26 protein-coding genes and 1 pseudogene are annotated in these 26,546 nt (G+C 69.7%); 19 read left to right on the top strand and 8 right to left on the bottom strand.

Annotated elements, in window-relative coordinates:
- Window positions 1-933: a methionyl-tRNA formyltransferase gene (gene fmt / locus FFS72_RS03500; protein ID WP_137872633.1), complete on the top strand. Its 933-nt coding sequence runs from the start codon at window positions 1-3 to the stop codon at window positions 931-933.
- Window positions 930-2,402, top strand: a complete 1,473-nt coding sequence (locus FFS72_RS03495; protein WP_137872632.1) for an RsmB/NOP family class I SAM-dependent RNA methyltransferase — start codon at window positions 930-932, stop codon at window positions 2,400-2,402. Before fmt ends, FFS72_RS03495 begins: the two co-directional genes overlap by 4 nt.
- A gap of 182 nt (window positions 2,403-2,584) precedes the next feature.
- Here the strand turns inward: FFS72_RS03495 and FFS72_RS03490 are convergent, their stop codons facing one another.
- Window positions 2,585-4,402, bottom strand: a complete 1,818-nt coding sequence (locus tag FFS72_RS03490) for a multicopper oxidase family protein (protein ID WP_137872631.1) — start codon at window positions 4,400-4,402, stop codon at window positions 2,585-2,587.
- 157 nt (window positions 4,403-4,559) lie between these two features.
- Here FFS72_RS03490 and FFS72_RS27035 point away from each other — a divergent pair.
- Both FFS72_RS27035 and FFS72_RS03480 read left to right on the top strand, forming a co-directional pair.
- Window positions 4,560-4,640: pseudogene (locus FFS72_RS27035) on the top strand (VOC family protein); the annotation flags it as partial.
- Between the two features lie 64 nt (window positions 4,641-4,704).
- Window positions 4,705-5,052, top strand: a complete 348-nt coding sequence (locus tag FFS72_RS03480; protein ID WP_137872630.1) for a hypothetical protein — start codon at window positions 4,705-4,707, stop codon at window positions 5,050-5,052.
- A 28-nt stretch (window positions 5,053-5,080) separates the two neighbouring features.
- On the opposite strand, the gene FFS72_RS03475 is transcribed toward FFS72_RS03480, so the two are convergent.
- Window positions 5,081-5,434, bottom strand: a complete 354-nt coding sequence (locus FFS72_RS03475; RefSeq protein WP_137872629.1) for a VOC family protein — start codon at window positions 5,432-5,434, stop codon at window positions 5,081-5,083.
- Window positions 5,435-5,461: 27 nt separating this feature from the next.
- Here FFS72_RS03475 and lplAB point away from each other — a divergent pair, with 27 nt between their 5' ends.
- The gene (gene lplAB / locus FFS72_RS03470) at window positions 5,462-6,511 is read left to right on the top strand and encodes a lipoate-protein ligase LplAB (protein WP_137872628.1); all 1,050 of its coding nucleotides are present in this window, start codon (window positions 5,462-5,464) and stop codon (window positions 6,509-6,511) included.
- A gap of 31 nt (window positions 6,512-6,542) precedes the next feature.
- Here lplAB and FFS72_RS03465 read toward each other — a convergent pair whose 3' ends face one another.
- The 3 genes from FFS72_RS03465 to FFS72_RS26925 form a co-directional block, all read right to left on the bottom strand.
- Window positions 6,543-7,709, bottom strand: a complete 1,167-nt coding sequence (locus FFS72_RS03465; protein WP_137872627.1) for an MFS transporter — start codon at window positions 7,707-7,709, stop codon at window positions 6,543-6,545.
- Entirely contained in the window at window positions 7,706-8,290 is a 585-nt protein-coding gene (locus tag FFS72_RS03460) for a Chromate resistance protein ChrB (RefSeq protein WP_137872626.1), read from the bottom strand. The genes FFS72_RS03465 and FFS72_RS03460 overlap by 4 nt, the downstream gene beginning before the upstream one ends.
- Window positions 8,291-8,647: 357 nt before the next feature.
- On the bottom strand, window positions 8,648-8,779 hold the full coding sequence (locus tag FFS72_RS26925; protein ID WP_283235399.1) for a hypothetical protein: 132 nt from the start codon (window positions 8,777-8,779) through the stop codon (window positions 8,648-8,650).
- Between the two features lie 186 nt (window positions 8,780-8,965).
- Between FFS72_RS26925 and FFS72_RS03450 the strand changes: the two genes are divergently transcribed.
- The 3 genes from FFS72_RS03450 to FFS72_RS03440 are packed head-to-tail and all read left to right on the top strand — an operon-like array spanning window position 8,966 to window position 12,400.
- Window positions 8,966-10,624 carry an NAD(P)/FAD-dependent oxidoreductase gene (locus FFS72_RS03450; RefSeq protein ID WP_137872624.1) on the top strand — a complete coding sequence of 553 codons (1,659 nt, stop codon included), beginning with the start codon at window positions 8,966-8,968 and terminating at the stop codon, window positions 10,622-10,624.
- On the top strand, window positions 10,621-12,060 hold the full coding sequence (locus tag FFS72_RS03445) for an ATP-binding protein (RefSeq protein WP_137872623.1): 1,440 nt from the start codon (window positions 10,621-10,623) through the stop codon (window positions 12,058-12,060). The genes FFS72_RS03450 and FFS72_RS03445 overlap by 4 nt, the downstream gene beginning before the upstream one ends.
- Window positions 12,053-12,400, top strand: a complete 348-nt coding sequence (locus FFS72_RS03440; protein WP_137872622.1) for a UBP-type zinc finger domain-containing protein — start codon at window positions 12,053-12,055, stop codon at window positions 12,398-12,400. Before FFS72_RS03445 ends, FFS72_RS03440 begins: the two co-directional genes overlap by 8 nt.
- Here the strand turns inward: FFS72_RS03440 and FFS72_RS03435 are convergent.
- The 3 genes from FFS72_RS03435 to FFS72_RS03425 form a co-directional block, all read right to left on the bottom strand.
- Complete coding sequence (locus FFS72_RS03435) at window positions 12,394-13,674, bottom strand: hemolysin family protein (RefSeq protein ID WP_137872621.1); 1,281 nt, start codon at window positions 13,672-13,674, stop codon at window positions 12,394-12,396. The genes FFS72_RS03440 and FFS72_RS03435 overlap by 7 nt on opposite strands.
- 93 nt (window positions 13,675-13,767) lie before the next feature.
- Window positions 13,768-14,772, bottom strand: a complete 1,005-nt coding sequence (locus FFS72_RS03430; RefSeq protein ID WP_137872620.1) for a hemolysin family protein — start codon at window positions 14,770-14,772, stop codon at window positions 13,768-13,770.
- The gene (locus FFS72_RS03425) at window positions 14,765-16,135 is read right to left on the bottom strand and encodes a hemolysin family protein (RefSeq protein ID WP_137872619.1); all 1,371 of its coding nucleotides are present in this window, start codon (window positions 16,133-16,135) and stop codon (window positions 14,765-14,767) included. Before FFS72_RS03425 ends, FFS72_RS03430 begins: the two co-directional genes overlap by 8 nt.
- Window positions 16,136-16,334: 199 nt before the next feature.
- Here FFS72_RS03425 and FFS72_RS03420 point away from each other — a divergent pair, with 199 nt between their 5' ends.
- From FFS72_RS03420 to whiA, 11 genes are all read left to right on the top strand, one after another.
- Entirely contained in the window at window positions 16,335-16,682 is a 348-nt protein-coding gene (locus FFS72_RS03420) for an MmcQ/YjbR family DNA-binding protein (protein ID WP_137872618.1), read from the top strand.
- Window positions 16,683-16,692: 10 nt separating this feature from the next.
- The gene (rpe, locus tag FFS72_RS03415) at window positions 16,693-17,376 is read left to right on the top strand and encodes a ribulose-phosphate 3-epimerase (protein ID WP_137872617.1); all 684 of its coding nucleotides are present in this window, start codon (window positions 16,693-16,695) and stop codon (window positions 17,374-17,376) included.
- 2 nt (window positions 17,377-17,378) lie between these two features.
- Window positions 17,379-18,431 (top strand): bifunctional diaminohydroxyphosphoribosylaminopyrimidine deaminase/5-amino-6-(5-phosphoribosylamino)uracil reductase RibD, encoded by a 1,053-nt coding sequence (gene ribD, locus FFS72_RS03410; protein WP_137872616.1) that lies wholly within the window; start codon window positions 17,379-17,381, stop codon window positions 18,429-18,431.
- Window positions 18,432-18,478: 47 nt separating this feature from the next.
- On the top strand, window positions 18,479-19,096 hold the full coding sequence (locus FFS72_RS03405; RefSeq protein ID WP_137872615.1) for a riboflavin synthase: 618 nt from the start codon (window positions 18,479-18,481) through the stop codon (window positions 19,094-19,096).
- Window positions 19,097-19,227: 131 nt separating this feature from the next.
- The gene (locus tag FFS72_RS03400) at window positions 19,228-20,481 is read left to right on the top strand and encodes a bifunctional 3,4-dihydroxy-2-butanone-4-phosphate synthase/GTP cyclohydrolase II (RefSeq protein WP_137872614.1); all 1,254 of its coding nucleotides are present in this window, start codon (window positions 19,228-19,230) and stop codon (window positions 20,479-20,481) included.
- Window positions 20,478-20,963 carry a 6,7-dimethyl-8-ribityllumazine synthase gene (gene ribH / locus FFS72_RS03395; RefSeq protein WP_137872613.1) on the top strand — a complete coding sequence of 162 codons (486 nt, stop codon included), beginning with the start codon at window positions 20,478-20,480 and terminating at the stop codon, window positions 20,961-20,963. Before FFS72_RS03400 ends, ribH begins: the two co-directional genes overlap by 4 nt.
- 2 nt (window positions 20,964-20,965) lie before the next feature.
- A complete protein-coding gene (locus FFS72_RS03390; RefSeq protein ID WP_137872753.1) occupies window positions 20,966-21,418 on the top strand; it encodes a PH domain-containing protein in 453 nt (150 codons plus the stop codon).
- A 35-nt stretch (window positions 21,419-21,453) separates the two neighbouring features.
- The gene (gene uvrC, locus FFS72_RS03385; RefSeq protein WP_137872612.1) at window positions 21,454-23,571 is read left to right on the top strand and encodes an excinuclease ABC subunit UvrC; all 2,118 of its coding nucleotides are present in this window, start codon (window positions 21,454-21,456) and stop codon (window positions 23,569-23,571) included.
- The gene (gene rapZ / locus FFS72_RS03380) at window positions 23,568-24,464 is read left to right on the top strand and encodes an RNase adapter RapZ (RefSeq protein WP_137872611.1); all 897 of its coding nucleotides are present in this window, start codon (window positions 23,568-23,570) and stop codon (window positions 24,462-24,464) included. The genes uvrC and rapZ overlap by 4 nt, the downstream gene beginning before the upstream one ends.
- The gene (locus tag FFS72_RS03375; protein ID WP_137872610.1) at window positions 24,461-25,495 is read left to right on the top strand and encodes a gluconeogenesis factor YvcK family protein; all 1,035 of its coding nucleotides are present in this window, start codon (window positions 24,461-24,463) and stop codon (window positions 25,493-25,495) included. The genes rapZ and FFS72_RS03375 overlap by 4 nt, the downstream gene beginning before the upstream one ends.
- A complete protein-coding gene (whiA, locus tag FFS72_RS03370) occupies window positions 25,492-26,469 on the top strand; it encodes a DNA-binding protein WhiA (protein WP_171018555.1) in 978 nt (325 codons plus the stop codon). The genes FFS72_RS03375 and whiA overlap by 4 nt, the downstream gene beginning before the upstream one ends.
- Window positions 26,470-26,546: the final 77 nt, after the last annotated feature.

Genomic DNA, 26,546 nt, shown 5'->3' with positions numbered 1-26,546 from the left:
ATGCGGATCGTCTTCGCGGGCACACCCGAACCCGCAGTCCCGTCCCTGGCCCGGCTGATCGCGTCGACCCGGCACGAGGTCGTCGCCGTCGTGACGCGTCCCGACGCCGTCGCTGGTCGTGGCCGCAAGGTCACCCGGTCGCCAGTCGGGCTGCTGGCCGACGAGCACGGCATCGAGGTCCTCACCCCCGCCCGGGCGTCCGACCAGGATTTCCTGGCCCGGCTGACGGAGCTGGCACCGGACTGTGCGCCCGTCGTCGCGTACGGCGCGCTGCTGCCGCGGCCCGTCCTCGACGTCCCGAAGTACGGCTGGGTGAACCTGCACTTCTCGCTGCTGCCCGCATGGCGCGGCGCGGCGCCGGTGCAGGCCTCGATCGCCGCCGGTGACGACATGACCGGTGCCAGCGCCTTTCGCCTCGAAGAGGGTCTCGACACCGGACCCGTCTACGGGGTCGCCACCGAACGGGTTCGCGACACCGACACCGCGGGCGAGCTGCTCGGTCGGCTCGCGGAAAGCGGTGCTTACCTGCTCGAATCGGTGCTCGACGGCATCGAGGACGGTGCGCTGATCCCGGTCCCGCAGCCCGACGACGGTGTCTCGCACGCCCCCAAGGTGACGGTCGAGTCGGCTCGTGTCGACTGGACGCTGCCCGCCGCGGTGATCGATCGTCGCATCCGGTCCGTGACACCCGCGCCCGGTGCGTGGACACAGGTCGGGGACCTGCGCGTGAAGGTGGCGCCGGTGACCCCCGTCGACGCGCTGGACGCGCCGCTCGAACCGGGCCAGTTCCTGGTCCGCAAGGACGGCTGCTACGTAGGAACCGCGACCACACCCGTACGGCTGAGTCAGGTTCAGCCGCAAGGAAAGAAGCTCATGGCGGCAGCAGACTGGGCGCGCGGTGCGCGCCTCGACCCCGAGGTGCGTGCACAATGACCGAATCCCGACGTCCGTCCCGCGGCAACCGCGGCGGCCCCCGCGACAACGCGGACCGAAACACCGGCAACCAGAACGGCAAGCGGCCGAATACGCGCCCACGGCAGGCGAAGCGACCCGACGGTGCGGGCGTCGACAAGCCGCGAACCGCGGCTCGCGACGTCCTGCGCGCGGTCCGTGAGCGCGACTCCTACGCGAACCTCGTCCTCCCGGCGTTGCTGCGGGAGCGGGGGATCGACGGCCGCGACGCCGCCCTCGCCACCGAACTGACCTATGGCGCGTGCCGAGCTCAGGGACTGCTCGACGCCGTGATCTCCGCGGGAGCGGGCCGGCCGGTCGACGAGATCGACGGACCCCTGCTCGACGTCCTGCGTCTCGGCGCCTACCAGCTGCTGCGAACCCGGATCGGATCGCACGCCGCGGTCGCGACGTCCGTCGACCTGGTCCGCACCGAATTCGGCAGTGGCCGAGCCGGTTTCGTCAACGCCGTGCTGCGACGTGTTGCGGAGAAGTCCGAGGACGAGTGGGTAGCGCAGCTCGCGCCCGACGCTGATCGCGACAAGATCGGGTACCTCGCGTTCCGGTATGCGCACCCGGTGTGGATCGCGCAGGCGTTCGCCGACGCCCTCGGCGCCGACGCCGCGGAGCTCGAACAGGTACTGGCCGCGGACGATGCGCGTCCCGCCGTGCACCTCGTCGCGCGGCCGGGGGAGATCTCCGCGGAGGAACTCGCCCTGATCACCGGTGGTGAGGAAGGCCCGTACTCGCCGTACGCGGTGCACCTCGACGGCGGCGATCCCGGCCAGCTCGAACCGGTCCGGGAAGGTCTCGCGGCCGTGCAGGACGAGGGCAGTCAGCTCGTCGCACTCGCGCTCGCGCGCGCCACCCTGAACGGTCCCGACGGTGGACGCTGGCTCGACTTGTGCGCGGGCCCCGGCGGTAAGGCCGCACTCCTGGGCGCGCTCGCCGCGATCGAAGGTGCGCGGGTCGACGCCGTCGAGCCTGCGGCACACCGCGCCGACCTGGTTCGCAAGACCACCCGCGGGCTGCCCGTCGACGTCCACGTCGCCGACGGCCGCGACCCCGGCCTCCAGCCGGGATTCGACCGGATCCTCGTCGACGCGCCCTGCACCGGACTCGGTGCGCTGCGCAGGCGGCCTGAGGCGCGGTGGCGCCGCAAGCCGTCCGATGTCGCCGAACTCGTCGCCCTGCAGCGTGAACTGCTGGCATCCGCGATCTCCCTGGTCCGTCCCGGTGGCGTCGTCCTGTACTCCACCTGCTCGCCGCACCTGTCGGAAACGGCCGCCGTCGTCGCCGACGCCGTCCGCAGGCACGGAGTCGAAGCGCTCGACACCCGCGAGTTCGTCCCCGGTGTTCCGACCCTCGGTGCCGGACCCGGCGTCCAGCTGTGGCCGCACCGGCACGGCACCGACGCGATGTTCATGGCGGCGTTGCGCAAACCTGAGTGATCGAGACCGCGGAACGGGCGGCTGCCGGGACATTCGCCCAGAGGTGGCTTCGGTAGCCGCCCGTTCGACGCTCGCACAGGGCGCGAGTTCAGGTGAGCGGGCCGCGTCCGCTTTTGTTGTGCAATCGATTCGTCGCCGAGTCGCGCTGTAGGTGACCCGTCGAGAATTCGGGCGGCCGATGCTTACCCGTGCACCCGGATCGGCTGCATCATGTCGTGGTCCTGGTGTTCGAGGTTGTGGCAGTGCCAGGTGTACCCGCGGATCTCCTGGTCAGTGCCGTGGTGCCCCTCCGCGTCGGCAGGGACCGGAATCGGTGCGTCCGGGTCGAAGTCGAGGTCGGCGACCGAGGGCCAGTGCACGAGGAGGGTGAGCACCGCGTCGGACTCGACGAGCGCGGTGTCCTTCCAGCCCGCCTCCCACGCTGCCGGCAGTGTTCGCTCCCCGATGAGGAACGGGGACGGGTCCGGCGCCCAGCGGATGCCCTCCTCGAGCGGCGGGAGCGAGGCGGCCATGTAGCCGGCGGTCCACAGCTTCTGCCGGCCGAGTACCCGGAACCGGGCCAGGTGCAGGTGGACGGGATGTTCGAACGGGAAGGTGTTGACGATGTGCCAGATCTCGGTCGTCCCGGCCCGGGCGACGTCGACGTCGTCGGTGAGGAAGGGCAGATTGTTGATCGTCCCCTCCAGTGGCAGTACCGCGGCCGTGCGGTTCAGGTCGAAGCGGGCCAGGAACGTCATGATCCGGGTGCGGGTGACGCCGTCGGTGGTGGCGGGGGCGATCGCCGGGGGGAGTCCCGGCCCGCCGCGCAGCCGCTCCGGTATCGGAACCGGTGCGGCCGCAGCCTGATCCGCGTCGAACCGCATGATCTCGGGCAGTGCAGGGACCGCGAGCACGGCGTTGCCGGAACTGTTGAGGGCGGTGTTGACGAGTGTCACCGACTCGCCCGGCGCGAGCGCCGAGAAGTCCACCAGCAGGTCGGCGCGCTCCCCGGAGGTCATGACGATGTGGTCGGTGTCGACGGAGGCGTCGAGCAGGCCCTGGTCGCCGCCGATCACCGTGAACCGCATCCCGTTCGAGAACGCGAACCGGTAGGTGCGGGAGTTCGACGCCTGCACGAGTCGTATCCGATACAGCGTGCGCCGCACCGGCATCCGTGGCCATGCGACCCCGTTGACCACGGCGACGTCGCCGAACTGGCCACCCTGGTTGTAGCCGGGAGGCTGGAAGCGGGCCAGCCGCGGCTGCAGCGTTCCGTCGGCGTTGAACATGCGGTCCTGCACCATGATCGGCACCTCGAACTCGCCGGCGGGCAGCCCGAGCGGATTGTCGGCGCGGCCGGTGTCGAACTCGTCGCGCAGCAGATAGAACCCGGCGAGCCCGGCCTGCACGTTCAGGCGGGTGTTCGCCATCGCGTGGTCGTGGTACCAGAGAGTCGCGGCCTCCTGACCGTTGGCGTAGTGGTTGTTCTGTACGCCGCCACGCCGCCACGTGATCATCGGGTGTCCGTCCGAGTCCGGGCGGCTGGGGGCGCCGTGCAGGTGCACCGTCGTCCGCGGATTCGTCCGATCCTCCTCGGTGGCGCCGTGCATCGTCAGGTCGACGGCATAGCCGAGTGGATTGACGTCGATCGAATTGACGAACGACACCGTTGTCGGCACGCCGTGGTGGGCCTCGAGCGTGGGGCCGAGGACGCCGTCGTGGTAGCCGAGGACCGTCGTCGGCGGGAGGTCCGGGTGGTACGTGTGGATGCTGGACCGCGCGGTGAGCGTTACCGCCGCGGCGGAGGTCGGCAGGCGCGGTAGGTCGGTGACGAACCGGCGTAGCGGGGGCGACGCGAAGTTCAGCGGACTCGGGCCGGTCGCTGGCGGCAGATCCGGGATCGGGACCGGCGGAGGTGGTACCGGCGCACCCGGCGCGGCGGAGGCCGACGGTGCACCCAGCCAGCCGAGCGCGGCGACCGAACCGGTCAGTCCGAAGAATCCGCGTCGCGAGATTTTCATCGTCGAACTCCTTTGGCTGTCAGGCACAGGGAGAAGCAACTGCTCGGGATGCTACCGATGGGTCGGCCGCGACACGCCGCTATCCGTCCCATCCGAACGACCCGCGGCCCTAGGGCTTCGGGTCCCTTCCGCGCATCGCCGACGGCGGGTCGGGTCGGCCCTCGAGTTCTACACCGGGACCCTCGGAATGACGATGAAATTCCGGGACGGTGCGCACGTCGCCGCGCTGGACGGGGGCCAGTGGCGGTCGGGGCTCGGCGGCCGCCTGGCGGTGGGCGGCGTCCGCGGGCACACTCGCGTGCATGGGTGGATTCGCACGGGCGGCGAAGGTCGTCAACAAGGCAGTGGTCCCGTTGCTCGAACTCCCGGTCGTCGGGCGCGTGCTCGGTCGGGGGATGGTCGTGCTCGCCTATCACGGGCGCAGATCAGGGAACCGAGTCGAGCTTCCCGTCGCGTATCGCCGGCGTGGCGACGAGGTGTCGGTGAGCGTCGCACTTCCCGATCAGAAGACCTGGTGGCGCAACTTCACCGGGGACGGTGGTCCGATCGAGCTGCAGCTTCCGGAGGGGACCAGGGCCGGGCACGCCGTCAGCCGCCGAGACGACAAGGGCTCGGTGACGGTGGTCGTCGCACTCGCTCCGGTGGGGTGAGCCGGGTCCTCGCGTCATTCTCTCGTCGTCAGTGGTGGTGTGCGACGACGTTGATCACCGTGCCGTCGGGTGCGCGCACGAAGAATCGTCGTACGCCCCACTTCTCGACGGTCAGGGGATGCACGATCTCGTAGCCGGCCCGGACCGCTTCCTCGTAAGCGGCGTCGAGGTCGTCGACGTGGACGGAGATCGCCGAATCCTCGGGCGCCGTCGCGTCTCCGGTGACGAGCTGGACGTGCGCGCCCGTCTCGGGGTCGGTGTAGCGGGCGACCCACCCGAGGTTGAACTCCTCGGTGCTCAAGCCGAGATAGTCGGTGTAGAAGGACTTCACGGCATCGATGTCGCCCACCGGCAGGTTCGTGGTGATTCGCCTGACTCGCATGGTGTCGATCGTAGTTAGGCTGGACCGATGCGTGGCGAGTACAAGGTTCCCGGCGGCAAGCTCGTGGTGGTCGACGTCGAGACGGAGGACGGACGGCTGTCACGGGTGGCACTGTCCGGCGACTTCTTCCTCGAACCCGACGAGGCGCTCGGCGACATCGTCGCCGCGGTGACCGGGATGTCCGTCAATGCCGATGCCCCGCAACTGGGGAAGGCGATCACGGATGCGCTCGGTGACGGGGTCGCGATGATCGGGTTCACACCGGAATCCGTCGGGATCGCGATCCGGCGCGCACTCGGCCACGCCACGGGCTGGTACGACCACACCTTCGACGTCATCGGGCCGGTCGTGCTCGACCCTGCGATGCACGTGGCGCTCGACGAGGTCATCACTCGAGAGGTTGCGTCGGGAGAACGCGGCCCGACGCTGCGGTTCTGGGACTGGGACTCACCGCTCGTGGTGATCGGCTCGTTCCAGTCGGTGCGCAACGAGGTCGACGAGGACGCCGCGGCGCGACACGGCATCGGCATCGTGCGGCGCATCTCCGGCGGCGGCGCGATGTTCATGGAACCGGGCAACTGCATCACCTACTCGCTGTCCGTTCCCACCTCGCTCGTCGACGGACTGAGCTTCGAGCGTTCCTACGAGTTCCTCGACCAGTGGGTGATGGGTGCACTCGCCGACGTCGGCATCAAGGCACGGTACGTCCCCATCAACGACATCGTCTCCGAGCACGGCAAGATCGGCGGCGCCGCACAGAAGCGGTTCGTCGCCGGTGCGGTGCTGCACCACGTGACGATGTCGTATGACATCGACGCCGACAAGATGACCGAGGTGCTGCGCATCGGGCGGGAGAAGATCTCCGACAAGGGAATCACCAGCTCCGGCAAGCGGGTCGACCCGATGCGCTCCCAGACCGGCATGTCGAGGGCCGAGATCATCGGTGCGTTCGTGGCGCATTTCCGCACCCGTTACGACACCCGGCCGAGCGAGTACACCGACGCCGAACTGGCCGCCGCGCGTGAACTGGTGGAGACCAAGTTCACGACGGATGCCTGGACGCGCCGGGTGCAGTGAGTCCTGTCGGCCCGCCTGCCGACGCCTGGACTCACGGCACGGGACTGCGCAACTTCGGAACCGTGGGTAGCAGCGCGACCAGGACGGCCAGGACGCCGTAACCGGCTGTGAGCGTGGCGACCGTGGCGACGCCCGCCACGAGCAGCGGGCCGCCCGCGTCGCCGAGTTCTCGGCCCAGTTCTGCCGCGCCCATCGTCTGCCCGATGCGTTCCGGGGGAGTCGACGACGCGAGGGACGCGAAGCCGAGCGGAGTGATGATGCCGGTGCCGACGCCGATACCGACGGCCGCGACAAGCACGCCCGCCAGGCCCGGCACCATTGCGAAGGCGAGACCGGCGGCGGTGATCAGCAGGCCGACGGTGATGCCCGCGCGGGCGGTGAACCTGCCCGCGTCGTACCGACGTCCGATCTGGGGTTGGACGAACGCGGCGGTCGCGGCGAGGACGGACACCGCGGCTCCGGTCGCGACCGGGCCGAGGCCTGCCGCCGCACCGGACACCGGGAGGAACCCGACGCCGACCGACAGCGCCGCGGTCGCGGCGGCGAGCGCGGCGGTCGGTGCGAGGAACGTGCGGTCGGCGAGGCGCCGGGCGAGGTCGACGACGGTCTGCCGGGTCTTCGGCAGCGGCGGTACCGCGGGCACGGCGACCGCGGCCCACACAGCGGTCACCGCGGCGACGACGGTGAGGACCACGAAGAGGGCGGGCAGTCCGCCGAGCCAGACGATGACGCCGCCGATCAGCGGGCCGAGTGTGTATCCGATGCTCTTGAAGAACCCGTAGCTGCCGAATGCCTTGCCGTGGGAGGCATTTGGGTTCAGCCGCGCGACGAGGGCGCCCGCGGCAGGGGAGAACGCCGACGCCGCGGCGCCCTGACCGAGGCGCGTCACCCACAGCCATGTTTCGTCGTCGGCGACGACGTACAGCGCCGAGCAGACGGCGAACGCGATCAGGCCGCCGATCATCACGGGCTTGGCGCCGATCCGATCGGCGAGGGTGCCGAACACGGGCTTGAGGATCACCTCGGCGCCGTCGTACAGGGCGAGGAGCAGACCCAGGTAGAGGAGCGAGTTCTGCAGGTCACCGGCGTCGGAACCGAGGGTGGCCGCAACCGAGTGGGCGCCGAAGGCGGTGGTGAATCCCGCCGCGTACAGCGGCCACAGCTGCCAGGTCGGCGGCGTCGCACTCGGGGAGCTCATTCCACAACCTCTCGGGAGCTCGTGGTGTCGGTTCCGTGCAGCGTCTCGAAGACCTTCTCGGTGTAGTCGGCGAGTCGGTCGGTGCAGTGGCGGAGTCGTTCGGCGGCGGCCGCAGCGCTCGGAGCGCCGAACACGTCGCGCGCCTTGATGTCGCGGTGCCAGCGTCGCAGTCGCTCGAGACTCTGCTCCTCCTCGTCGAGTTCCGCGAGGGTGAATTTCGCCGTGCGGATCTCCTTGTCGATCTCGGCTTCGAATTTGTCGCAGTCGGAGAGGAATTCGGTCCAGTCGTCCTCGCGGGCGGCGGTGAACATCGCCTCGAATCGACCGGAGTCGTCGTCGGTGACTCCGGTGGCGCGGAGCGCGACGGTCTCGCCGCCGGCGCGGTCTGCGAGTTCCCTCGCTCTGCCGAGGCCGGCCGAGAACGCGGGGACGTCGGGGACCGCCCACACGCCTTGCCCCAAGGACAGTGCGCCCACTTTGCGCAGCTCCCGCCACACTGCAACGCGGTGTCGCGTCGGCTCCGCGGCGAGCCGGATCACCAGCACCGTCCACTCGACATTCGGGGAGGAATCAGCAGTCACACCATGAAATGTAACAGGCGTTACAAACGCCGAGCTGTTCTCGACGGGAATACCGCGGAGCGTGAGGCGTTTCACTCAGTACTGGGTCTTGCGGATGCCGAGGGCGCCCCGTCACCGAAAATCGGGGACATCGGGTTCGTTCCCTGTGTAGCCCCGCATCCCGCGCCTGCCGGAGGGCTGGGCGACACCACCCGACACCCGACGCTGTCCGTCGGCGGATTGCTACGTGCCGCGACCGGCCTTTCGAACCGGAAGGAAGGCACGATCATGACGTTGGCCGCCAGTGTCGTCGAACTTCTCGCTGCCGGGGCCGTCGCTGTCCCGCTACTCGCGTTTCCCTCATCGGTTGCGAACTCGTCAGCGCTCCCGGGTGTCACCGCACCGGTGGCCGTAGACGGTGTCGACGGTCCGCTCGATGATGGTTCGGACGATGACCGGGACCGGGACCGGGACCGGGACGATCAGGATCTCCGCGACGAGCAACGGCAACAGCAGCTCGAACGCAGACAGGAGCGATGCGCGGAGTACCAGGTGCCACCGCCGCCGATGTGCATGCTCCCACCGTCCGAATCGGTCGGCTGAGCGCCTCCGCCGGCGCGAGGACGGGGCGCGCAACGCCGCGAACGTTGCGATACTCGATGTCGAGTAGATTCCCCGGTCCCGGATGGGAGTGCGATGGCCCTGCCCGCGATCCTCAGCGTCGACGACGATCCGAGCGTCTCCCGCGCCATCGTGCGCGACCTGCGGCGTCGGTACGGGGAGTCGTACCGGATCGTCCGCGCGCAGTCGGGGGCCGACGCGCTGGACGCGCTCAAGGAGATGAAGTTGCGGGGCGATCCAGTGGCCGTGCTGCTCGCCGACCACCGGATGCCGGGCATGAGTGGCATCGAATTCCTCGAACAGGGCATGGACCTGTATCCCACCGCGAAACGCGTGCTGCTCACCGCGTACGCAGACACCAACGCGGCGATCGACGCCATCAACGTCGTCGACCTCGACCACTACCTGCTCAAACCGTGGGATCCGCCGGAGGAGAAGCTGTATCCGGTCCTCGACGCGTTGCTCGAGGCGTGGGCGACGTCGGACGCCCGGCCCGTCACCGATATCCGGATCGTCGGGCACCGGTGGTCCGCGCGGTCGTCGGAGGTGCGGGAGTTCCTGGCGCGCAACCAGTGTCCGTATCGGTGGTACATGTCGGACGAGCCGGAGGGCCAGCGGTTGTTGGAGGCCGCGGGCGCCGACGGCCTGCGGTTGCCGGTGGTGATCACCAGCGACGGCCGGGCGTTGGTGGAGCCGACCGACTCGGAACTGGCGGCCCGCGTCGGTCTGTCCACGACACCCTGCGCCGACTTCTACGACCTCGTCGTCATCGGCGGCGGCCCGGCAGGGCTCGGCGCGGCCGTGTACGGCGCATCGGAGGGGCTGCGCACCGTCCTCATCGAGCGCACCGCCACGGGCGGGCAGGCCGGACAGAGTTCGCGGATCGAGAACTATCTCGGCTTCCCGGACGGGCTGTCCGGCGGCCAGCTCGCCGACCGCGCCAGGCGCCAGGCGGCGAAGTTCGGCGCCGAGATCGTGACCACCCGCGAGGTCGTGGCACTCGAGGTGAACGGGTCCGCGCGGACCGTGCGGTTCGCCGACGGCGCCACCCTCGACGCGCACACCGTCATCCTCGCGACCGGGGTGTCCTACCGGCAGTTGCCGGTGCCGGGGATCGACGACTTCACCGGCCGCGGCGTGTTCTACGGCTCCGCGGTCACCGAGGCGGCGAGGTGCGCGGACCAGGACGTGTACATCGTCGGCGGGGCGAACTCCGCGGGCCAGGCAGCGGTCTACCTGGCGAGAAGTGCCCGCTCGGTCACGATCGTGGTGCGCGCGAAATCCCTCGACGCGTCCATGTCTCACTACCTGATCCAGCAGATCGCACGGAACCCGCGCATCGTCGTCCGCGCCTGCTCGGAGGTGATCGGAACGGACGGCGACGACCACCTGTCGCGGATCACGCTGCGCGACAACGTCACCGGAGCGATCGACACCGTCGACGCGCCCTGGCTGTTCCTGTTCATCGGCGCCGCGCCCCGCACCGACTGGCTCGACGGCGTCGTCGTCCGCGACGACGCCGGATACGTCGTGTCCGGTCCCGATCTCGTCGTGGAAGGGCGGCGGCCACACGGATGGGATCTCGACCGGCCACCCCAGCATCTGGAAACGAGTGTCCCGGGGGTGTTCGCGGCCGGCGACGTGCGGGCAGATTCGGCGAAACGAGTCGCGTCCGCGGTCGGTGAAGGCGCGATGGCCGTCATGCTGGTGCACCGCTACCTGGACCGGCAATGACCGGCGGCGCGGTGCCTGTCTGCTCGCCGGACCTGCTGCGGACACTGTTCCTCTTCGAGAAACTCGACGACGACCAGTTGGACGAGTTGTGCCGGGTGGGGCGGATCGAGACGGTGGAACCCGGTCCGGTGTACCGGGAGGGGGAGCCCGCCACCTGCTTCTACGTCCTGCTCGACGGCACGGTGGTCCTGACAGTCCTGTCGGGTACGCGTGAGGTGGAGATGTCACGCACCTCGCACCGCGGGTCCTACGCGGGCGCGTGGACCGCGTACATGGGGGACCGGGTTCCGCAGGTGTACAGCGGGTCGATGACGGTGCCGGAGCGCGCCACGTTCTTCGTTCTCGCCGCCGGGGACTTCGCGCGCCTGATGGCCGACTGGTTCCCGATGGCACTGCACCTACTGGAGGGGCTGTTCTTCGGTAATCGCAACGCACGGGAAATCCTCGACCAGCGCGAACGCCTGCTGGCCCTCGGATCACTGTCGGCGGGCCTGACACACGAGCTGAACAATCCCGCGGCGGCCGCGGTCCGGGCCACCTCCGAACTCCGGGACCGGGTCGTGAAGATGCGGCACAAGCTGGGGCTGATCGCGTCCGGTGCCTACGACCCCGCGGTGCTCCACCTGCTCATCCGCATCCAGGAGGACGCGGTGGCGGTCGTCGCGAGCGCGCCGACGCTGAGTCCGCTGGAGGAGTCCGACCGCGAGGACGAACTCGGCGCGTGGCTCGACGACCACGGCATCGCGGGCGCGTGGACCCTCGCGCCGACGTTCGTGCAGGCGGGGTTGGACGTCGCCTGGCTCGAGCGGGTCGCGTCGACCGTCGCCCCGGAGCTTCTCGCCAGTGCGGTCGGGTGGCTCGCGCACACCATCGAGACCGAACTGCTGATGAACGAGATCACCGAGTCCACATCCAGGATCACCAACCTCGTCGGTGCCGCGAAACAGTATTCGCAGCTCGACCGCGCCCCCGTGCAGGTCTCCGACGTGCACGACCTGCTCGACAGCACACTCGTGATGCTCAGCGGAAAGATCGGCAAGGACGTCGAGGTGGTGAAGGACTACGACCGGACGTTGCCGCCGATCCCGGTGCACGCAGCCGAACTCAACCAGGTGTGGACCAACCTCGTCGACAACGCCGTCGCAGCGATGGGCGGCCGCGGAACCCTCACCGTCCGCACCCGGCGAGACGGCGACCGCCTCGCCGTTGTCATCGAGGACACCGGAGCGGGCATCGCCGACGACGTGCGCGGTCGTCTCTTCGAACCGTTCTTCACGACCAAACCGGTCGGCGAGGGGACGGGTCTCGGTCTCGACATCTCGTGGCGGATCGTCGACCGGCACGGGGGCGACATTCGCGTCGAATCACGCCCTGGGAAAACCGAATTCGTGGTCCGTGTCCCGCTCACCGCACCGGAGGGAGAAGAACATGACTGACATCGAGGGCATCGCACCGGACGTGCCGCCGAGCGGACCTGGTTGCGTCGACTGCGACGCCGCGCAGGGGTGGTGGGTGCACCTGCGGCGCTGCGCCGAGTGCGGGCACATCGGATGCTGCGACTCGTCGCCCGCGCAGCACGCGTCGGCGCACGCCGCCGCGACCGGTCACCCGTTCGTACAGAGCTACGAGCCGGGCGAGGACTGGTTCTGGAACTATCGGACCGAGCAGATGTACGACGGTCCGGACCTCGCCGAACCCCGCCACCACCCGCTGAATCAGCCCGCGCCGGGCCCGGAGGGCCGGGTACCGCTGGACTGGCGCAATCACATTCACTGAGGGCTGTCGGCGGCGCCGAGGGTGATGCGATCGATGCGATGACCGTCGAGCGAGGCCACGGTCAGGCTGACACCGCCCACGGTGACGGTGTCACCGACCCGGGGGACGTCTTGCAGCCGGTGCATGACGAATCCGCCGACGGTGTCGAACGGGCCGGGAGGCAGTGTGATGCCCGTCTGCTTCTCGAAGTCGTCGGCGAGGAGCAGGCCGTCGACGGTGTCCGGTCGTGAGGTCGACGAGTCGGATTCGGTGGCGTCGTCGAACTCGTCGCCGATCTCGCCGACGAGTTCCTCGACGATGTCCTCGAGCGTCACGATGCCCGCGGAACCGCCGTACTCGTCGATCACCAGGACCAGTTGGACGTTCTCGCGGCGCATCTCCGCCAGCGTCGACAGTGCCCTCTTGCTGCCGGGGAACTGCACCAGCGGGCGGCACAGGTCGGCCACCACCGCGTCACCGTCCGCCCGGAACAGGTCCCGCAGGTGCACGAACCCCAGGACGGCGTCGAGTGAACCACCGACCACGACAGGCAGGCGACTGTGCCCGAGCTCGATCGCGCGGTCCCGGGCCTGCCGAACGGTGCTGTCGGCTTCGAGGTGATCCACCTCGGTTCGCGGGCGCATCACCTCCGTCAGCGTGCGGTTGCCGGCGTCGAACACCTCCGACAGCACCTTTCGCTGCTCGGCGGGGAGCGCGTCGTGTCCGATCAGTAGTTCCCGCAGCTCGTCGGGGGTGACGGCCTCGGCGGTGCGGGCCGGGTCACCGCCGAGGAGCCGGACCACCGCATCGGTCGAGACGGACAGCAGCCAGATCACCGGACGCATCAGCACCGCGAACCGGTCGAGCGGCGGGCCGGTGGCCCGGGCGACGCCGGTGGAGCGTTGGAGCGCAATCCGCTTGGGCACCAGCTCGCCCAGAACCAGTGAGAGATAGGCGACGACGAGCGTCGTGCCGATCAACGCCACGACGTCGGCGGTGTCGCTCGAGAGCCCCCACCCGCGGAGGGTGGGGGCCATGTCGGGCGCGATCGCCGACGCGCCGTACGCGGCGGAGAAGAAGCCGGCGACCGTGACCCCGATCTGCACCGCGGACAGGAACCGATTGGGGTTCCTGGCGAGGTCCGCGGTTCGGGCGCCGCGCCTGCCCCGCTGCGACAGCGCCCGGATCTGGCTCTCCCGCAACGACACCAGAGCGATCTCCGTCGCCGCGAACACGCCCCCGACGAGGATGAACAGCAGCACCAGCCCGACATTGAGTGCCGTGGCCGTGTTCACGGGACCGACCCTGACTGCGTGGGGCGGACGGCTCTCGCAGCACCGTCCATGATCCCTCCTTCGTCGTACTCGACGGACCGGGGTGCGGTCAGTCTAGGAAGTCGGCAGCAATCGCGCGAGGACGTCCGCGAGGGTGATGAGTCCGACGAGCGTTCCGTCGTCGCTGCGCACGATCGCGATGTGACTGCGCGTTTCCCGCATCGTCGCCAGCGCCGCGTACACCGGTGTCCCCGTCGCCAAACCGAGTACTGGACGCATCAGGTCGCGTGCCCGTACGTCCGCCCCCGCGCCCAGACTGTCGCGGACGTGCACCACCCCGAGCACGTCGCCCGTGTCGCGAACGAGCAGTCGTAGGTGGCCCAGTCGATCGGCAGTCGCCCGGATCACCTCGACGGTCGCGTCGGCGGCGACGCTGCTCGGATCGGTGTTCGGCCGGACGATGTCACCGACCGTGAGCGATTCGAGTTCGAGCGCACCCGTGAGATGCCCGTGGTAGCGCTCGTCGAGGGTGCCGACCGTCGCCGAGTGCTCCACGAGATGCCGTAGCGCCGCCGGATCCTGCCCGGACGCAACCTGGTCGACGGGCTGCACACCGACCTTCACCAGGCACCAGTTCGCCAGCCGGTTCAGGCTCACGATGAGCGGGCGGGTCAGCCACATGAACCCGCGCATCGGAATCGCGAGCAGCGTCGCCGACCTCTCGGGATGGGCGATGGCCCACGACTTCGGTGCCATCTCGCCGACGACCAGGTGCAGGAACGTCACGATCAGCAGTGCCAGTACGAAACCGGCGACGTCGGCGAGCCACTGTGGCGCACCCCACTGCGAGAACATCGGTGTGAGCCAGTGGTGGACAGCGGGTTTCGTGACCGCGCCCAGTGCCAGCGTGCAGACGGTGATGCCGAGCTGCGAGCCGGCGAGCAGGACGGACAGTTCGGACGCACTGCGCAGCGCGGCTCGTGCCGACCGGCTGTTCGGTGCCGCGTCCTCCAATCGGTGCCTGCGCGCGGCGATGAGCGCGAACTCGACGGCGACGAAGAACGCACTGGCCGCGATGAGCACGACCGTGACAGCGGCGACGATCCAGGGGTTACTCATCGCCCGGCCCCTTCACATCTGCTGCGACGGTGACGAACAGCGACGACGGGACGTGCTTGTCGACGCCCCGCACCTCGACGTGCAACGACTCCGGTGGTGGTGGTTCATCCGCGATGAGGTCCGCGGGGTCGGCCGGCAACGGGATCGTCACGGTGTCGCCGACGGCGGGCAGCCCGCCGAACCGCGCGATCACCAGACCGGCGAGTGTCTCGTAGTCGTCGTCCTCCGGAAGGTCCCGGTCGAGAATGCGTCCCACCTCGTCGACGTGGACCGCGCCGGGGATCAGCCAGCCGCCGCCGACGGCCTCGACGTCGGTCGCCTCGCGGTCCGGGTCGTGTTCGTCGGCGATCTCGCCGATCAATTCCTCGGCCATGTCCTCGATCGTGACGGCGCCCGCGAAGCCGCCGTATTCGTCGATGACCAGCGCCATCTCGTCCTTCGCTGACGTCAACCGGGACAGGACGTCCGGCAGTGGGAGCGTGGTCGGAACGAGCACCGCGGGGCGCGCGTGATTCGCGGCGGTCCCGGTCGGGGTTGCACCCAGCAGGTCGTGCAGGTGGACGACGCCGACCAGGTCGTCGCTGGAGGCGCCGACGACGGGATAGCGGGTGTGACCGGAGCCCATCCGCGCGATCACGTCGGAGGCGGGTTCGTCGGCGCGGACCACGTCGACCCGGGAACGCGGGACCATCGCGTGTTCGGCTGTGCGCGTGGGGAAGTCGAGAATGCGGTCGAGCAGTGCGGACAGCTCGCGGGGGAGCTCGCCGGTGTTTCGGGACTCGGCGACGATGTGTTCGAGGTCGCGGACCGTCGCCGAGTGCTCGACGTCGTGGACGGGTTCGATCCGCAGCGCCCGCAGCAGGAGGTTCGACGAGGCGTCGAACAGTGCGATCAGCCAGCCGAACAGGGTGAGGTACAGCGTCGTCGACAAGGCGAGGCGGCCCGCGACGAGCTCGGGGCGGGCGATCGCGAGGTTCTTCGGGAACAGTTCGCCGAACACCATCTGGATGACGGTGGACAGCAGCACGGCCGCGATCGCGCCGATGCCGACGCCGACAGCGGTGGGGATCCCGACGCCGCCGAGGAGCTCCCCGAGGCCGCGGCCGATCAGGGGTTCGGCGACGTAGCCGACCAGCAGGCCGGTGACGGTGATGCCGAGCTGCGCGCCGGACAGCATGAAGGACGTGCGGCGGGTGACGGCGAGTGCTCGTGTCGCGGCGGGGTCACCGGCTTCGGCGCGCGCGGTGAGGCGGGACCGGTCGACGGCCATGAAGGCGAATTCCTGGGCGACGAAGTAGCCGGTCACGGCGGTGATGAGCAGGACGACCGCCACGCCGAGAAGGATCGTGAGGACAGTGATCACGGTCGCGCCTCCGGGAGGGTCGCGGCACCGTGGGGTGTGCGGGGCGGTACGGGTCTTCGAGGTTTGCGCCGTGCGCTCTTCATGAACTCTCTCTGTGTGGGTTCAGACGGGTACTCGTCGAGAATAGGGCAAAACGCCCATCGCGTGATGTGCGCATTCGTCCAAGGTTCACACCGATCGGTGGCGCACACTCGACTGCATGCAGACCTGGGAGGACGTCGTCGCCGCCGCGAGCGGGTTGCCGGAGGTTGCGGAATCCACCTGGTACCGCACCCCGGCGCTGAAGGTGGCGGGCAAGGGTTTCGTCCGCCTGCGCAGCGATGCCGACGGCGGGCTCGTGGTGCGCTGCGGCCTCGACGAGAAGGAGGCGCTGCTGTCATCGGGCGACGGTGCGTTCTACACGACGCCGCACTACGACGGGTACGGGGCGATCCTCGTCGATCTCGATGCCGTCGACCACGACCAGTTGGTGGAACTGGTCACGGAGGCGTGGCGCCGCACTGCGCCGAAGCGACTGCTCGCAGGACGCCCCGGCGACGGCGACTAAGCTCGTCGGCGTGGCTCACCCGATGATCGCACCGTCCATCCTGTCCGCCGATTTCGCTCGACTCGCCGACGAAGCCGCCGCCGTCGCCGGTTCCGACTGGCTCCACGTCGACGTGATGGACGCGCATTTCGTGCCGAACCTCACCCTCGGCCTTCCGATCGTGCAGTCGCTGATCAAGGCCACCGACATTCCCCTCGACTGCCACCTGATGATCGACAACCCGGGCCGTTGGGCACCGCCGTACGCCGAGGCAGGTGCACACAACGTCACCTTCCACGCCGAGGCCACCGACGATCCGATCTCCGTCGCCCGCGACATCCGCGCCGCGGGTGCGAAGGCGGGCCTGTCGGTCAAGCCCGGAACCCCGATCGAGCCCTACCTGGAGATCCTCAAGGAGTTCGACACGCTGCTCGTCATGAGCGTCGAACCCGGCTTCGGTGGGCAGTCCTTCATCCCCGACGTGCTCGGCAAGGCCCGCGCCGTCCGCAAGCTCGTCGACTCCGGTGAGCTGACCCTCCTCGTCGAGATCGACGGCGGCATCAACACCGACACCGTCGAGGCCGCAGCCGAAGCGGGCGTCGACTGCTTCGTCGCCGGCTCCGCGGTCTACGGCGCGGCCGATCCCGCCGAGGCGGTGCGCAAGCTCCGCGCCCAGGCGGCGTCGGCGTCGCCGCATCTGACACTGGCCGTCTAGTCGTGGCGGGCAGTGCGCATCGCCGTGAGGATGCCGCCGAGCAGGACCTCGCCGCGGTTGCGATCGCGAACGACGCCGCCGAACGCGTGCGAGGCACAACCAGCCCGAATCCGCCCGTGGGCGCTGTGATTCTCGACACCGACGGACTGATCGCGGGGGTCGGCGCGACCAGTCCCGTCGGGGGGCCGCACGCCGAGGTGATGGCGCTGGGCGTCGCGGGGGACCGCGCTCGTGGCGGCACCGCCGTCGTCACCCTCGAACCGTGCAACCACACCGGCCGCACCGGTCCGTGCACGGCGGCACTGATCGAGGCGGGCATCGAGCGCGTCGTCTACGCCGTCACCGACCCCAACCCGCAGGCCGCGGGTGGCGCAGACACGTTGCGGGCCGCCGGGGTCGACGTGCTCGGCGGTGTGGGCGCAGACCTCGTCGAGCGCACGTCGCTGCGGGCGTGGTTGCACCGTCAGCGGACCGGCCGCGCCCACGTGACCTGGAAGTTCGCCGCAAGCCTCGACGGACGCAGTGCCGCGGCCGACGGCACCAGCCAGTGGATCACCGGCCCGGAGGCGCGTGCCCTCGTCCACCTCGAACGAGCGAAACTCGACGCGATCGTCGTCGGCACCGGGACCGTCCTCGCCGACGATCCGTGGCTGACGGCACGCGAACCCGACGGCTCCCTCGCCGACCGGCAACCGCTGCGGGTCGTCGTCGGGAAACGCGAGATTCCGCGGTCGTCGCGGGTGCTCGACGACGCCGCCGAAACCCTGATCCTGCGGACCCGCGACCCGCACGAGGTGCTTGCCGCGCTCGCCGACCGGCCCGACGTCCTGCTCGAAGGTGGGCCGCATCTGGCCGGCGCGTTCCTGGAGGCGGGATTGATCGACCGCGTCCACGCGTTCCTCTCACCGGTACTGCTCGGTGCGGGCGCCGCAGCCGTGGAGGATGCTGGAGTCGGCACCATCGCGCAGGCGCTGCGGTTCACCCGGGAGTCCGTCGACGCCGTCGGCCCGGATCTGTTGCTCACGCTGGTGCCGCAACGGTCGGACCGCACATGAATCACGCCGCCACACCCCGGCCCCACTCACGAGGAGACAACGACACAGTGTTCACCGGCATCGTCGAAGAACTGGGCGAGATCGTCGCCAAGGAAGACCTGGCCGACGCGGCCCGCTTCACCGTCCGCGGACCGCTGGTCACCTCCGACGCCGGTCACGGCGACTCGATCGCCGTCAACGGCGTCTGCCTGACCGTGGTCGACGTCCTCGACGGGGACAGCTTCACCGCCGACGTGATGGCCGAGACGCTGAATCGCTCGAGCCTGGGCAACCTCGCCGTCGGCAGCAGGGTGAACCTCGAACGTGCCGCCGCACTGAACAGCCGCCTCGGCGGCCACCTCGTGCAGGGCCACGTCGACGGCACCGGCACGATCGTCAGCCGCTCCCCGTCCGAGAATTGGGAGGTCGTGCGGATCTCCCTGCCCGCGTCGATCTCACGGTATGTGGTGGAGAAGGGGTCGATCACGGTCGACGGCGTCTCGCTGACCGTGTCCGCGCTCGGCGGCGATGCCGATCAGGAATGGTTCGAGATCTCCCTGATCCCGACCACCCTCGCTCTGACGGTCCTCGGGACCGCCACACCGGGAACGCTCGTCAACCTGGAGGTCGACGTGATCGCCAAGTACGTCGAGCGGTTGCAGACGGCCGGTAGACAGAACGCGTGACGGCCTCCCGGCCCGGGACACGATGACGGCCCGCGGTCGTGAGGTCGTACTGTTGAGGTGCATCCGACGGCGCTCGCCCGGTGGTGCACGGAGCAATCGATGAGTGATCGATGAGTGATGGAGCGCAGGACGTGACCAGGTTCGACAGTATCGAGCGCGCAGTCGCCGATATCGCCGCAGGCAAGGCCGTTGTCGTTGTCGACGACGAGGATCGCGAGAACGAAGGCGACCTCATCTTCGCCGCCGAGAAGGCGACGCCGGAACTCGTGGCCTTCATGGTCCGCTACACGTCCGGCTACCTGTGCGTGCCGCTCGACGGCGACGACTGCGATCGTCTCGGCCTGCCCCCGATGTACTCGTCGAACCAGGACAAGCACGGCACCGCCTACACGGTCACCGTCGACGCGAAGGAAGGTATCGGCACCGGCATCTCGGCGTCCGACCGCGCCGCGACGATGCGCCTGCTGGCCGACCCGAACACCGGCGCCTCCGACTTCACCCGCCCCGGCCACGTCGTCCCGTTGCGCGCCAAGGAGGGCGGCGTCCTGCGTCGTCCCGGCCACACCGAGGCCGCTGTCGACCTCGCCCGCATGGCCGATCTGCGCCCCGCGGGCGTGATCTGCGAGATCGTCAGCCAGAAGGACGAGGGTCACATGGCCCAGACCGACGAGCTGCGCGTCTTCGCCGACGACCACAATCTCGCGATGATCTCCATCGCGGACCTCATCGCGTGGCGGCGCAAGCACGAGAAGCACGTCGTGCGGATCGCGGAGGCCCGCATCCCGACGCCGCACGGCGACTTCCGGGCGGTCGGCTACCAGAGCATCTACGACGAGGTCGAGCACGTCGCCCTCGTCAAGGGCGACATCTCCGGCCCGGACGGTGACGGCTCCGACGTCCTCGTCCGGGTGCACTCCGAGTGCCTGACCGGTGATGTGTTCGGGTCGCTGCGCTGCGACTGCGGCCCGCAGCTCGACGCCGCGCTGGAGATGGTCGCTGCCGAGGGTCGCGGCGTCGTCCTCTACATGCGTGGTCACGAGGGTCGCGGCATCGGCCTCATGCACAAGCTGCAGGCCTACCAGTTGCAGGACGCCGGATCCGACACCGTCGACGCGAACCTCGAGCTGGGTCTGCCCGCCGACGCCCGCGACTACGGCATCGGCGCGCAGATCCTCGTCGACCTCGGCATCACCTCGATGCGTCTGCTCACCAACAACCCCGCGAAGCGGGTCGGTCTCGACGGCTACGGTCTGCAGATCCTCGAGCGGGTGGCGATGCCGTTGCGCGCCAACGCCGAGAACCTGACCTACCTGCGGACGAAGCGGGACCGCATGGGCCACGACCTCGCCGGTCTCGACGAGTTCGAGAAGGGCGGTGCGGTGTGAGCGGCGAGGGACTGCCCGAACTGCAGCTCGGGCAGGCGAAGGACCTGAGCCTCGCCATCGTCGCCGGATCCTGGCACCCCGAGATCTCGGAGGCCCTGATCGCCGGGGCGAAGCGGGTTGCCCGGCAGGCGCAGATCGAGGACGTGACGTTGGTCCGCGTCGCAGGCGCCATCGAGTTGCCCGTCGTCGCACAGCAGCTCGCCCGGATGCACGACGCCGTCGTCGCGCTCGGCGTGGTCATCCGCGGCGGCACCCCGCACTTCGAGTACGTGTGTGACGCCGTCACCTACGGCCTGACCCGCGTCTCCCTCGACGAGGGCACCCCCGTCGCCAACGGGGTGCTCACCACCGACACCGAGCAGCAGGCGCGGGACCGGGCCGGGTTGCCCGATTCCGTCGAGGACAAGGGCGGCCAGGCGTGCGCCGCCGCCATCGACACCGCCGTGACGCTGAAGAACCTCCGCGAGCAGGCGGGGCAGTGACGGTGAGCGACTGGGAACTCGAGGTACGGCCTCGCAAGTCCGCGCGCTACGCCTACGGTGTCGCCGTCCTCTGCGTCCTGGTTTTCCTCGTCCTCGGCGTGCTGCTGCGGACGACGGCGACGGGTGTGTACTTCCGGCTGGTGGATCAGCTCGCGATGATCGGCATCGGGATGATGCTGGCCGGTGGTGTCCTGCTGCTGGCGCGACCCCGACTGCGGGTGAGCCGCGAGGGGGTTCGGGTGCGCAACGCCTTCGGTGAGCGTCACGTCGACTGGGACCTCGTGGAGGGCCTGTCGTTCCCCGACGGCGCCGCCTGGGCCCGCATCGAACTCCCCGACGACGAGTACATCCCGGTCATGGCGATCCAGTCCAACGATCGTGAGCACGCCGTGTCCGCGGTGCAGTCGTTCCGGCGTCTCGCCGAGAAGTACGCCCCCGCGAACAACGCGAGCTGACGGGCACGTCGGAGCCCGCGACTAGTCTGGATTTCGTGCCAGATCCCGCCACCTATCGCCCCGCCACCGGAACCATTCCGACGGCGCCCGGCGTCTACAAGTTCCGCGATCCCCACGGCAGGGTCGTCTACGTCGGCAAGGCGAAGAACCTGCGCAGCAGGCTGAACTCCTACTTCGCCGACGTCGCGTCGCTGCATCCGCGGACGCGTCAGATGGTGACGACGGCGGGCAGCGTCGAGTGGACCGTCGTCGGGACCGAGGTCGAGGCACTCCAGCTCGAGTACAACTGGATCAAGGAGTTCGACCCCCGGTTCAACGTCCGCTACCGCGACGACAAGACGTACCCGGTGCTCGCGGTGACCCTGGGCGAGGAGTATCCGCGGCTGTTCGTCTACCGGGGTCCGCGGCGCAAGGGGGTCCGGTACTTCGGTCCGTACTCGCACGCGTGGGCGATCCGCGAAACCCTCGACCTGCTGCTGCGGGTGTTCCCGGCCCGGACGTGTTCCACCGGAGTGTTCAAGCGGCACAACCAGATCGGCAGGCCCTGCCTGCTCGGCTACATCGACAAGTGCTCGGCGCCCTGCGTCGGGCGGGTAAGCGCCGACGAGCACCGCGCCATCGTCGAGGATTTCTGCGACTTCCTCGCCGGCCGCACGGACAAGCTCGTCCGGGAACTCGAGATCCGGATGCAGCAGGCGTCCGACGACCTGGACTTCGAGACGGCGGCACGCCTGCGGGACGATCTCGGGGCACTGCGGAAGGCATTGGAGAAGCAGGCCGTCGTGCTCGGCGACGGAACCGACGCCGACGTCGTCGACTTCGCCGCCGACGAACTGGAAATGTCCGTGCAGGTCTTCCACGTGCGGGGCGGGCGAGTCCGCGGCCAACGCGGATGGGTCGTCGAACTGTCCGGTGACCAGGACACCAGGGAACTCGTCGAGGAGTTCCTCACCCAGTTCTACGGCGAGCAGGCGGCCCTGACCGACCAGCCCGGACTGCAGGCCGACAAGGCGACGGCGGTGCCGCGGGAGGTGCTGGTCCCGGTGCTGCCCCGCAACGCCGACGAGATGCAGAACTGGCTCAGCGGGCTGCGTGGCTCGGCGGTGTCCCTGCGGGTGCCGCAGCGCGGAGACAAGAAGGCGCTCGCCGAGACCGTCGAACGCAACGCGAAAGAGGCACTGGCCCAGCACAAACTGAAGCGGGCAGGCGACCTGACGTCCCGGTCGGCTGCGCTGCAGGGCATCCAGGACGCCCTCGAACTCGACGAGGCGCCGCTGCGGATCGAATGCGTCGACATCAGCCACGTGCAGGGCACCGACGTCGTCGCATCGCTCGTGGTGTTCGAGGACGGGTTACCCCGCAAGTCCGACTACCGGCACTACGCGATCAGGGAGGCCGCGGGCGACGGCAGGTCCGACGACGTCGCGTCCATCGCGGAGGTGACGCGGCGCAGGTTCCTGCGTCACGCGCAGGACGTCCGAGGCGGTACCGACGACGCCGCCGATGTGGGGTCGGGTGGCGATCTCGCTCCCGAAGCGGCCCTCGATCCGACCACCGGCCGCCCGCGCCGCTTCGCGTACCCGCCGAACCTGTACGTCGTCGACGGTGGAAAGCCGCAGGTCACCGCGGCGGCCGCGGTACTCGACGAACTCGGCATCACCGACGTCGCCGTCGTCGGTCTCGCCAAGCGGCTCGAAGAGGTGTGGGTTCCCGGTGAGGACGATCCGGTGATCCTGCCTCGTACCAGCGACTCGCTGTACCTGCTGCAACGAGTCCGAGACGAGGCGCACCGGTTCGCGATCACCTTCCACCGCAGCAAACGGTCCCGCCGGATGACCGCGTCGGCACTCGACTCCGTCAAGGGACTCGGCGAGCGGCGGCGCACGGCACTCGTCACCCACTTCGGTTCGGTCGCCCGGCTCAAGGACGCCACCGTCGAGGAGATCACCGCCGTGCCCGGCGTCGGTGTGGCGACGGCGCGGGCCGTCCTCGCCGCCCTGAACGGGGAATCCGCGGTGACGCGCGGGGAAACCCCGGCTGAGGAAACCGATGATCGGGCCCTCGTAGGGGATGATGAGTCGGGGTCCGCCGACGTCGGGCCCGAAGCGGTGGAGGCCGGTGTCGTGAAGTCTGAGAGGGCGGGTGTCGAGTGACCGAACACGTGACCGAACGGCCGGACATCGACGTCGCCCTGGTGACCGGGCTTTCCGGCGCGGGACTGAGCACCGCCGCGAAGGTGCTCGAGGACATGGGCTGGTACGTCGCGGACAACCTGCCACCCGAACTGATCACGCGCATGGTGGACCTCGGGCGGTTGCCGTCCTCGCGGATCCCGAAGCTTGCGGTGGTGATCGATGTTCGCAGTCGGCGATTCACGGGCGAACTGGCAGCAGTGGTGAAGGAGGTCGCGGCAAGCGCGACCCGAACCCGCGTGCTGTTCCTCGAGGCGAGCGACTCGGTGCTGGTGCGGCGGTTCGAGAACAACCGGCGCAGCCATCCGCTGCAGAGCGAGGGCAGCGACGGAACCCTCAGCGAAGGGATCGCGTCCGAGCGGGCGCGCCTCGCGCCCGTCCGTGCCGACGCCGACCTCGTGATCGACACCTCGTCGCTCTCGGTGCACGAACTGCGTCATCGCGTGGAGGCCGCGTTCGGTGGCGGCCAGGTGCCGTCCGTCGCCGTCACCGTCCAGTCCTTCGGCTTCAAGTACGGGCTGCCGATGGACGCGGATGTGGTGTGCGACGTACGTTTTCTGCCGAACCCGCACTGGATCCCCGAGCTGCGCGAACACACCGGACGTGAGCTTCCGGTCCGCGACTACGTGCTCGGGCAGGACGGTGCCCAGGACTATCTCGACACCTATCACCACATCGTCGATCTCACCACCACCGGTTACCGCAGGGAGGGCAAGCGCTACATGACGATCGCGGTCGGATGCACCGGCGGCAAGCACCGCAGCGTCGCGATGACGGAGGCGCTGGCGTCCCGACTCGCCGCAGACTCGGGCATCACCGTCAAGGTGGTTCACCGCGATCTGGGTCGCGAATGACGCAGGGCTCTCAGGACACAGCTCCGGGTCCGGCGATCGTCGCGCTCGGAGGCGGCCACGGTCTGTACGCGACGCTCCGCGCGGCCCGGCGCCTCAGCAGCGACGTCACCGCGGTGGTGACGGTCGCGGACGACGGTGGCTCGTCGGGGCGCCTTCGTTCCGAACTCGGGCTCATCCCGCCCGGCGACCTGCGCATGGCGCTGGCGGCCCTGGCCTCCGAGGACCCCGACGTCGCGACGTGGACCCAGACACTGCAGCACCGTTTCGGTGGAACGGGAGCACTCGCGGGCCACTCGGTCGGCAACCTGATCATCGCGGGGCTGACCGAGGTGCTCGGCGACACCGTCAGTGCGCTCGACGAGGTGGCCCGGCTCCTCCGCGTCGAGGGCAGGGTCCTGCCGATGTCGCCGATCCCGCTGGCGATCGAGGCGGACGTCGTGGGCCTCGAGTCCGATCCACGGGTCAGCCGCACGATCCGGGGACAGGTGGCGGTCGCGACGACGCCGGGGCAGGTGCGGCGGGTGCGGTTGCTTCCACCCGACCCTCCCGCGACACCCTCCGCGGTCGAGGCCATCGAGCGGGCCGACCTGGTGCTCCTCGGCCCCGGGTCCTGGTTCACGAGTGTCATCCCGCACGTCGTCGTACCCGAGATGGCCGCGGCGCTGCGCGAGACCCAGGCCCGTAAGGCCCTGATCCTCAACCTCGCCCCCGAACCGGGCGAGACCGCCGGGTTCTCGGCCGAACGGCACCTGCACGTCCTTGCACAACACGCGCCGGATCTGCGGGTCGACGACATACTCGTCGACTCGCACTCGGTGCCCGAGGGCAGCGAGCGCGACCACCTGTGCCGCGCCGCTGCCCGCCTCGGCGCCAACGTCGGCTACGCCGACGTCGCACGCCACGGGACCGCGACACACCATCCGGGCAAGGTGGCCGCGGCGCTCGATCAGATCCTGTCTACTGCACTGTTGCGGGGGCACTGCGAACCGCACGCGACACATACGGGAAGGGAGTCCACTTCGTGGCAATGACAGCGGAGGTCAAGGACGAGCTGAGTCGGCTCGTGGTGACCCAGGTGTCCGCACGTCGGGCGGAGGTGTCGTCGCTGCTCCGGTTCGCGGGTGGACTGCACATCGTCGCCGGCCGAGTCGTCGTGGAGGCGGAGGTCGACCTCGGGTCGACGGCCCGCCGCCTGCGCGGCGAGATTCACGACCTCTACGGGTACGCCGCAGACGTGCACGTCCTCGGGGCGGGCGGGCTGCGCAAGAGTGCGCGCTACATCGTGCGAGTGAGCAAGGACGGCGAGGCCCTCGCCCGCCAGACCGGGCTCCTCGACCTGCGGGGCCGGCCGGTCCGCGGTCTTCCCGCGCAGGTCGTCGGTGGCAGCGTCGTCGACTCGGAGGCCGCGTGGCGCGGCGCGTTCCTCGCGCACGGGTCTCTGACGGAGCCCGGGCGATCCTCCGCGTTGGAGATCAGTTGCCCCGGCCCGGAGGCCGCGCTCGCGCTGGTCGGTGCGGCGCGGCGACTGGGTGTCGCGGCGAAGGCCCGTGAGGTCCGGGGTGCCGACCGCGTCGTGGTGCGCGACGGCGAGGCCATCGGCGCGCTGCTCACCCGCATGGGTGCGCAGGACACGCGATTGACCTGGGAGGAACGCCGGATGCGCCGTGAGGTGCGGGCCACGGCGAACCGGCTGGCGAACTTCGACGACGCCAACCTGCGACGATCCGCACGGGCCGCTGTCGCGGCGGCGGCGCGGGTGGAGCGGGCTCTGGACATCCTCGGCGAGGACGTCCCCGATCATCTCGCGGCCGCGGGCAGCCTGCGGGTGCAACATCGGCAGGCGTCGCTGGAGGAACTCGGCCAACTGGCAGATCCTCCGATGACGAAGGATGCTGTAGCGGGACGCATCCGGCGCCTGTTGTCCATGGCGGATCGCAAGGCCAAGGAAACCGGGATTCCGGACACCGAGTCCGCAGTGACCGCGGAGCTGCTCGACGAGGCGTAGCGAGGCGGAGCCGACCCTCGGGTGCCGAGGAGCAGTGAATCGGATCCAGGCGTCGACTGGGACATCACACGAGAACT

Source organism: Rhodococcus sp. Q (assembly GCF_005503035.1).
Classification (GTDB): Bacteria; Actinomycetota; Actinomycetes; order Mycobacteriales; family Mycobacteriaceae; genus Rhodococcus_G.
This window is presented reverse-complemented; position numbering and strand designations above follow the sequence as displayed.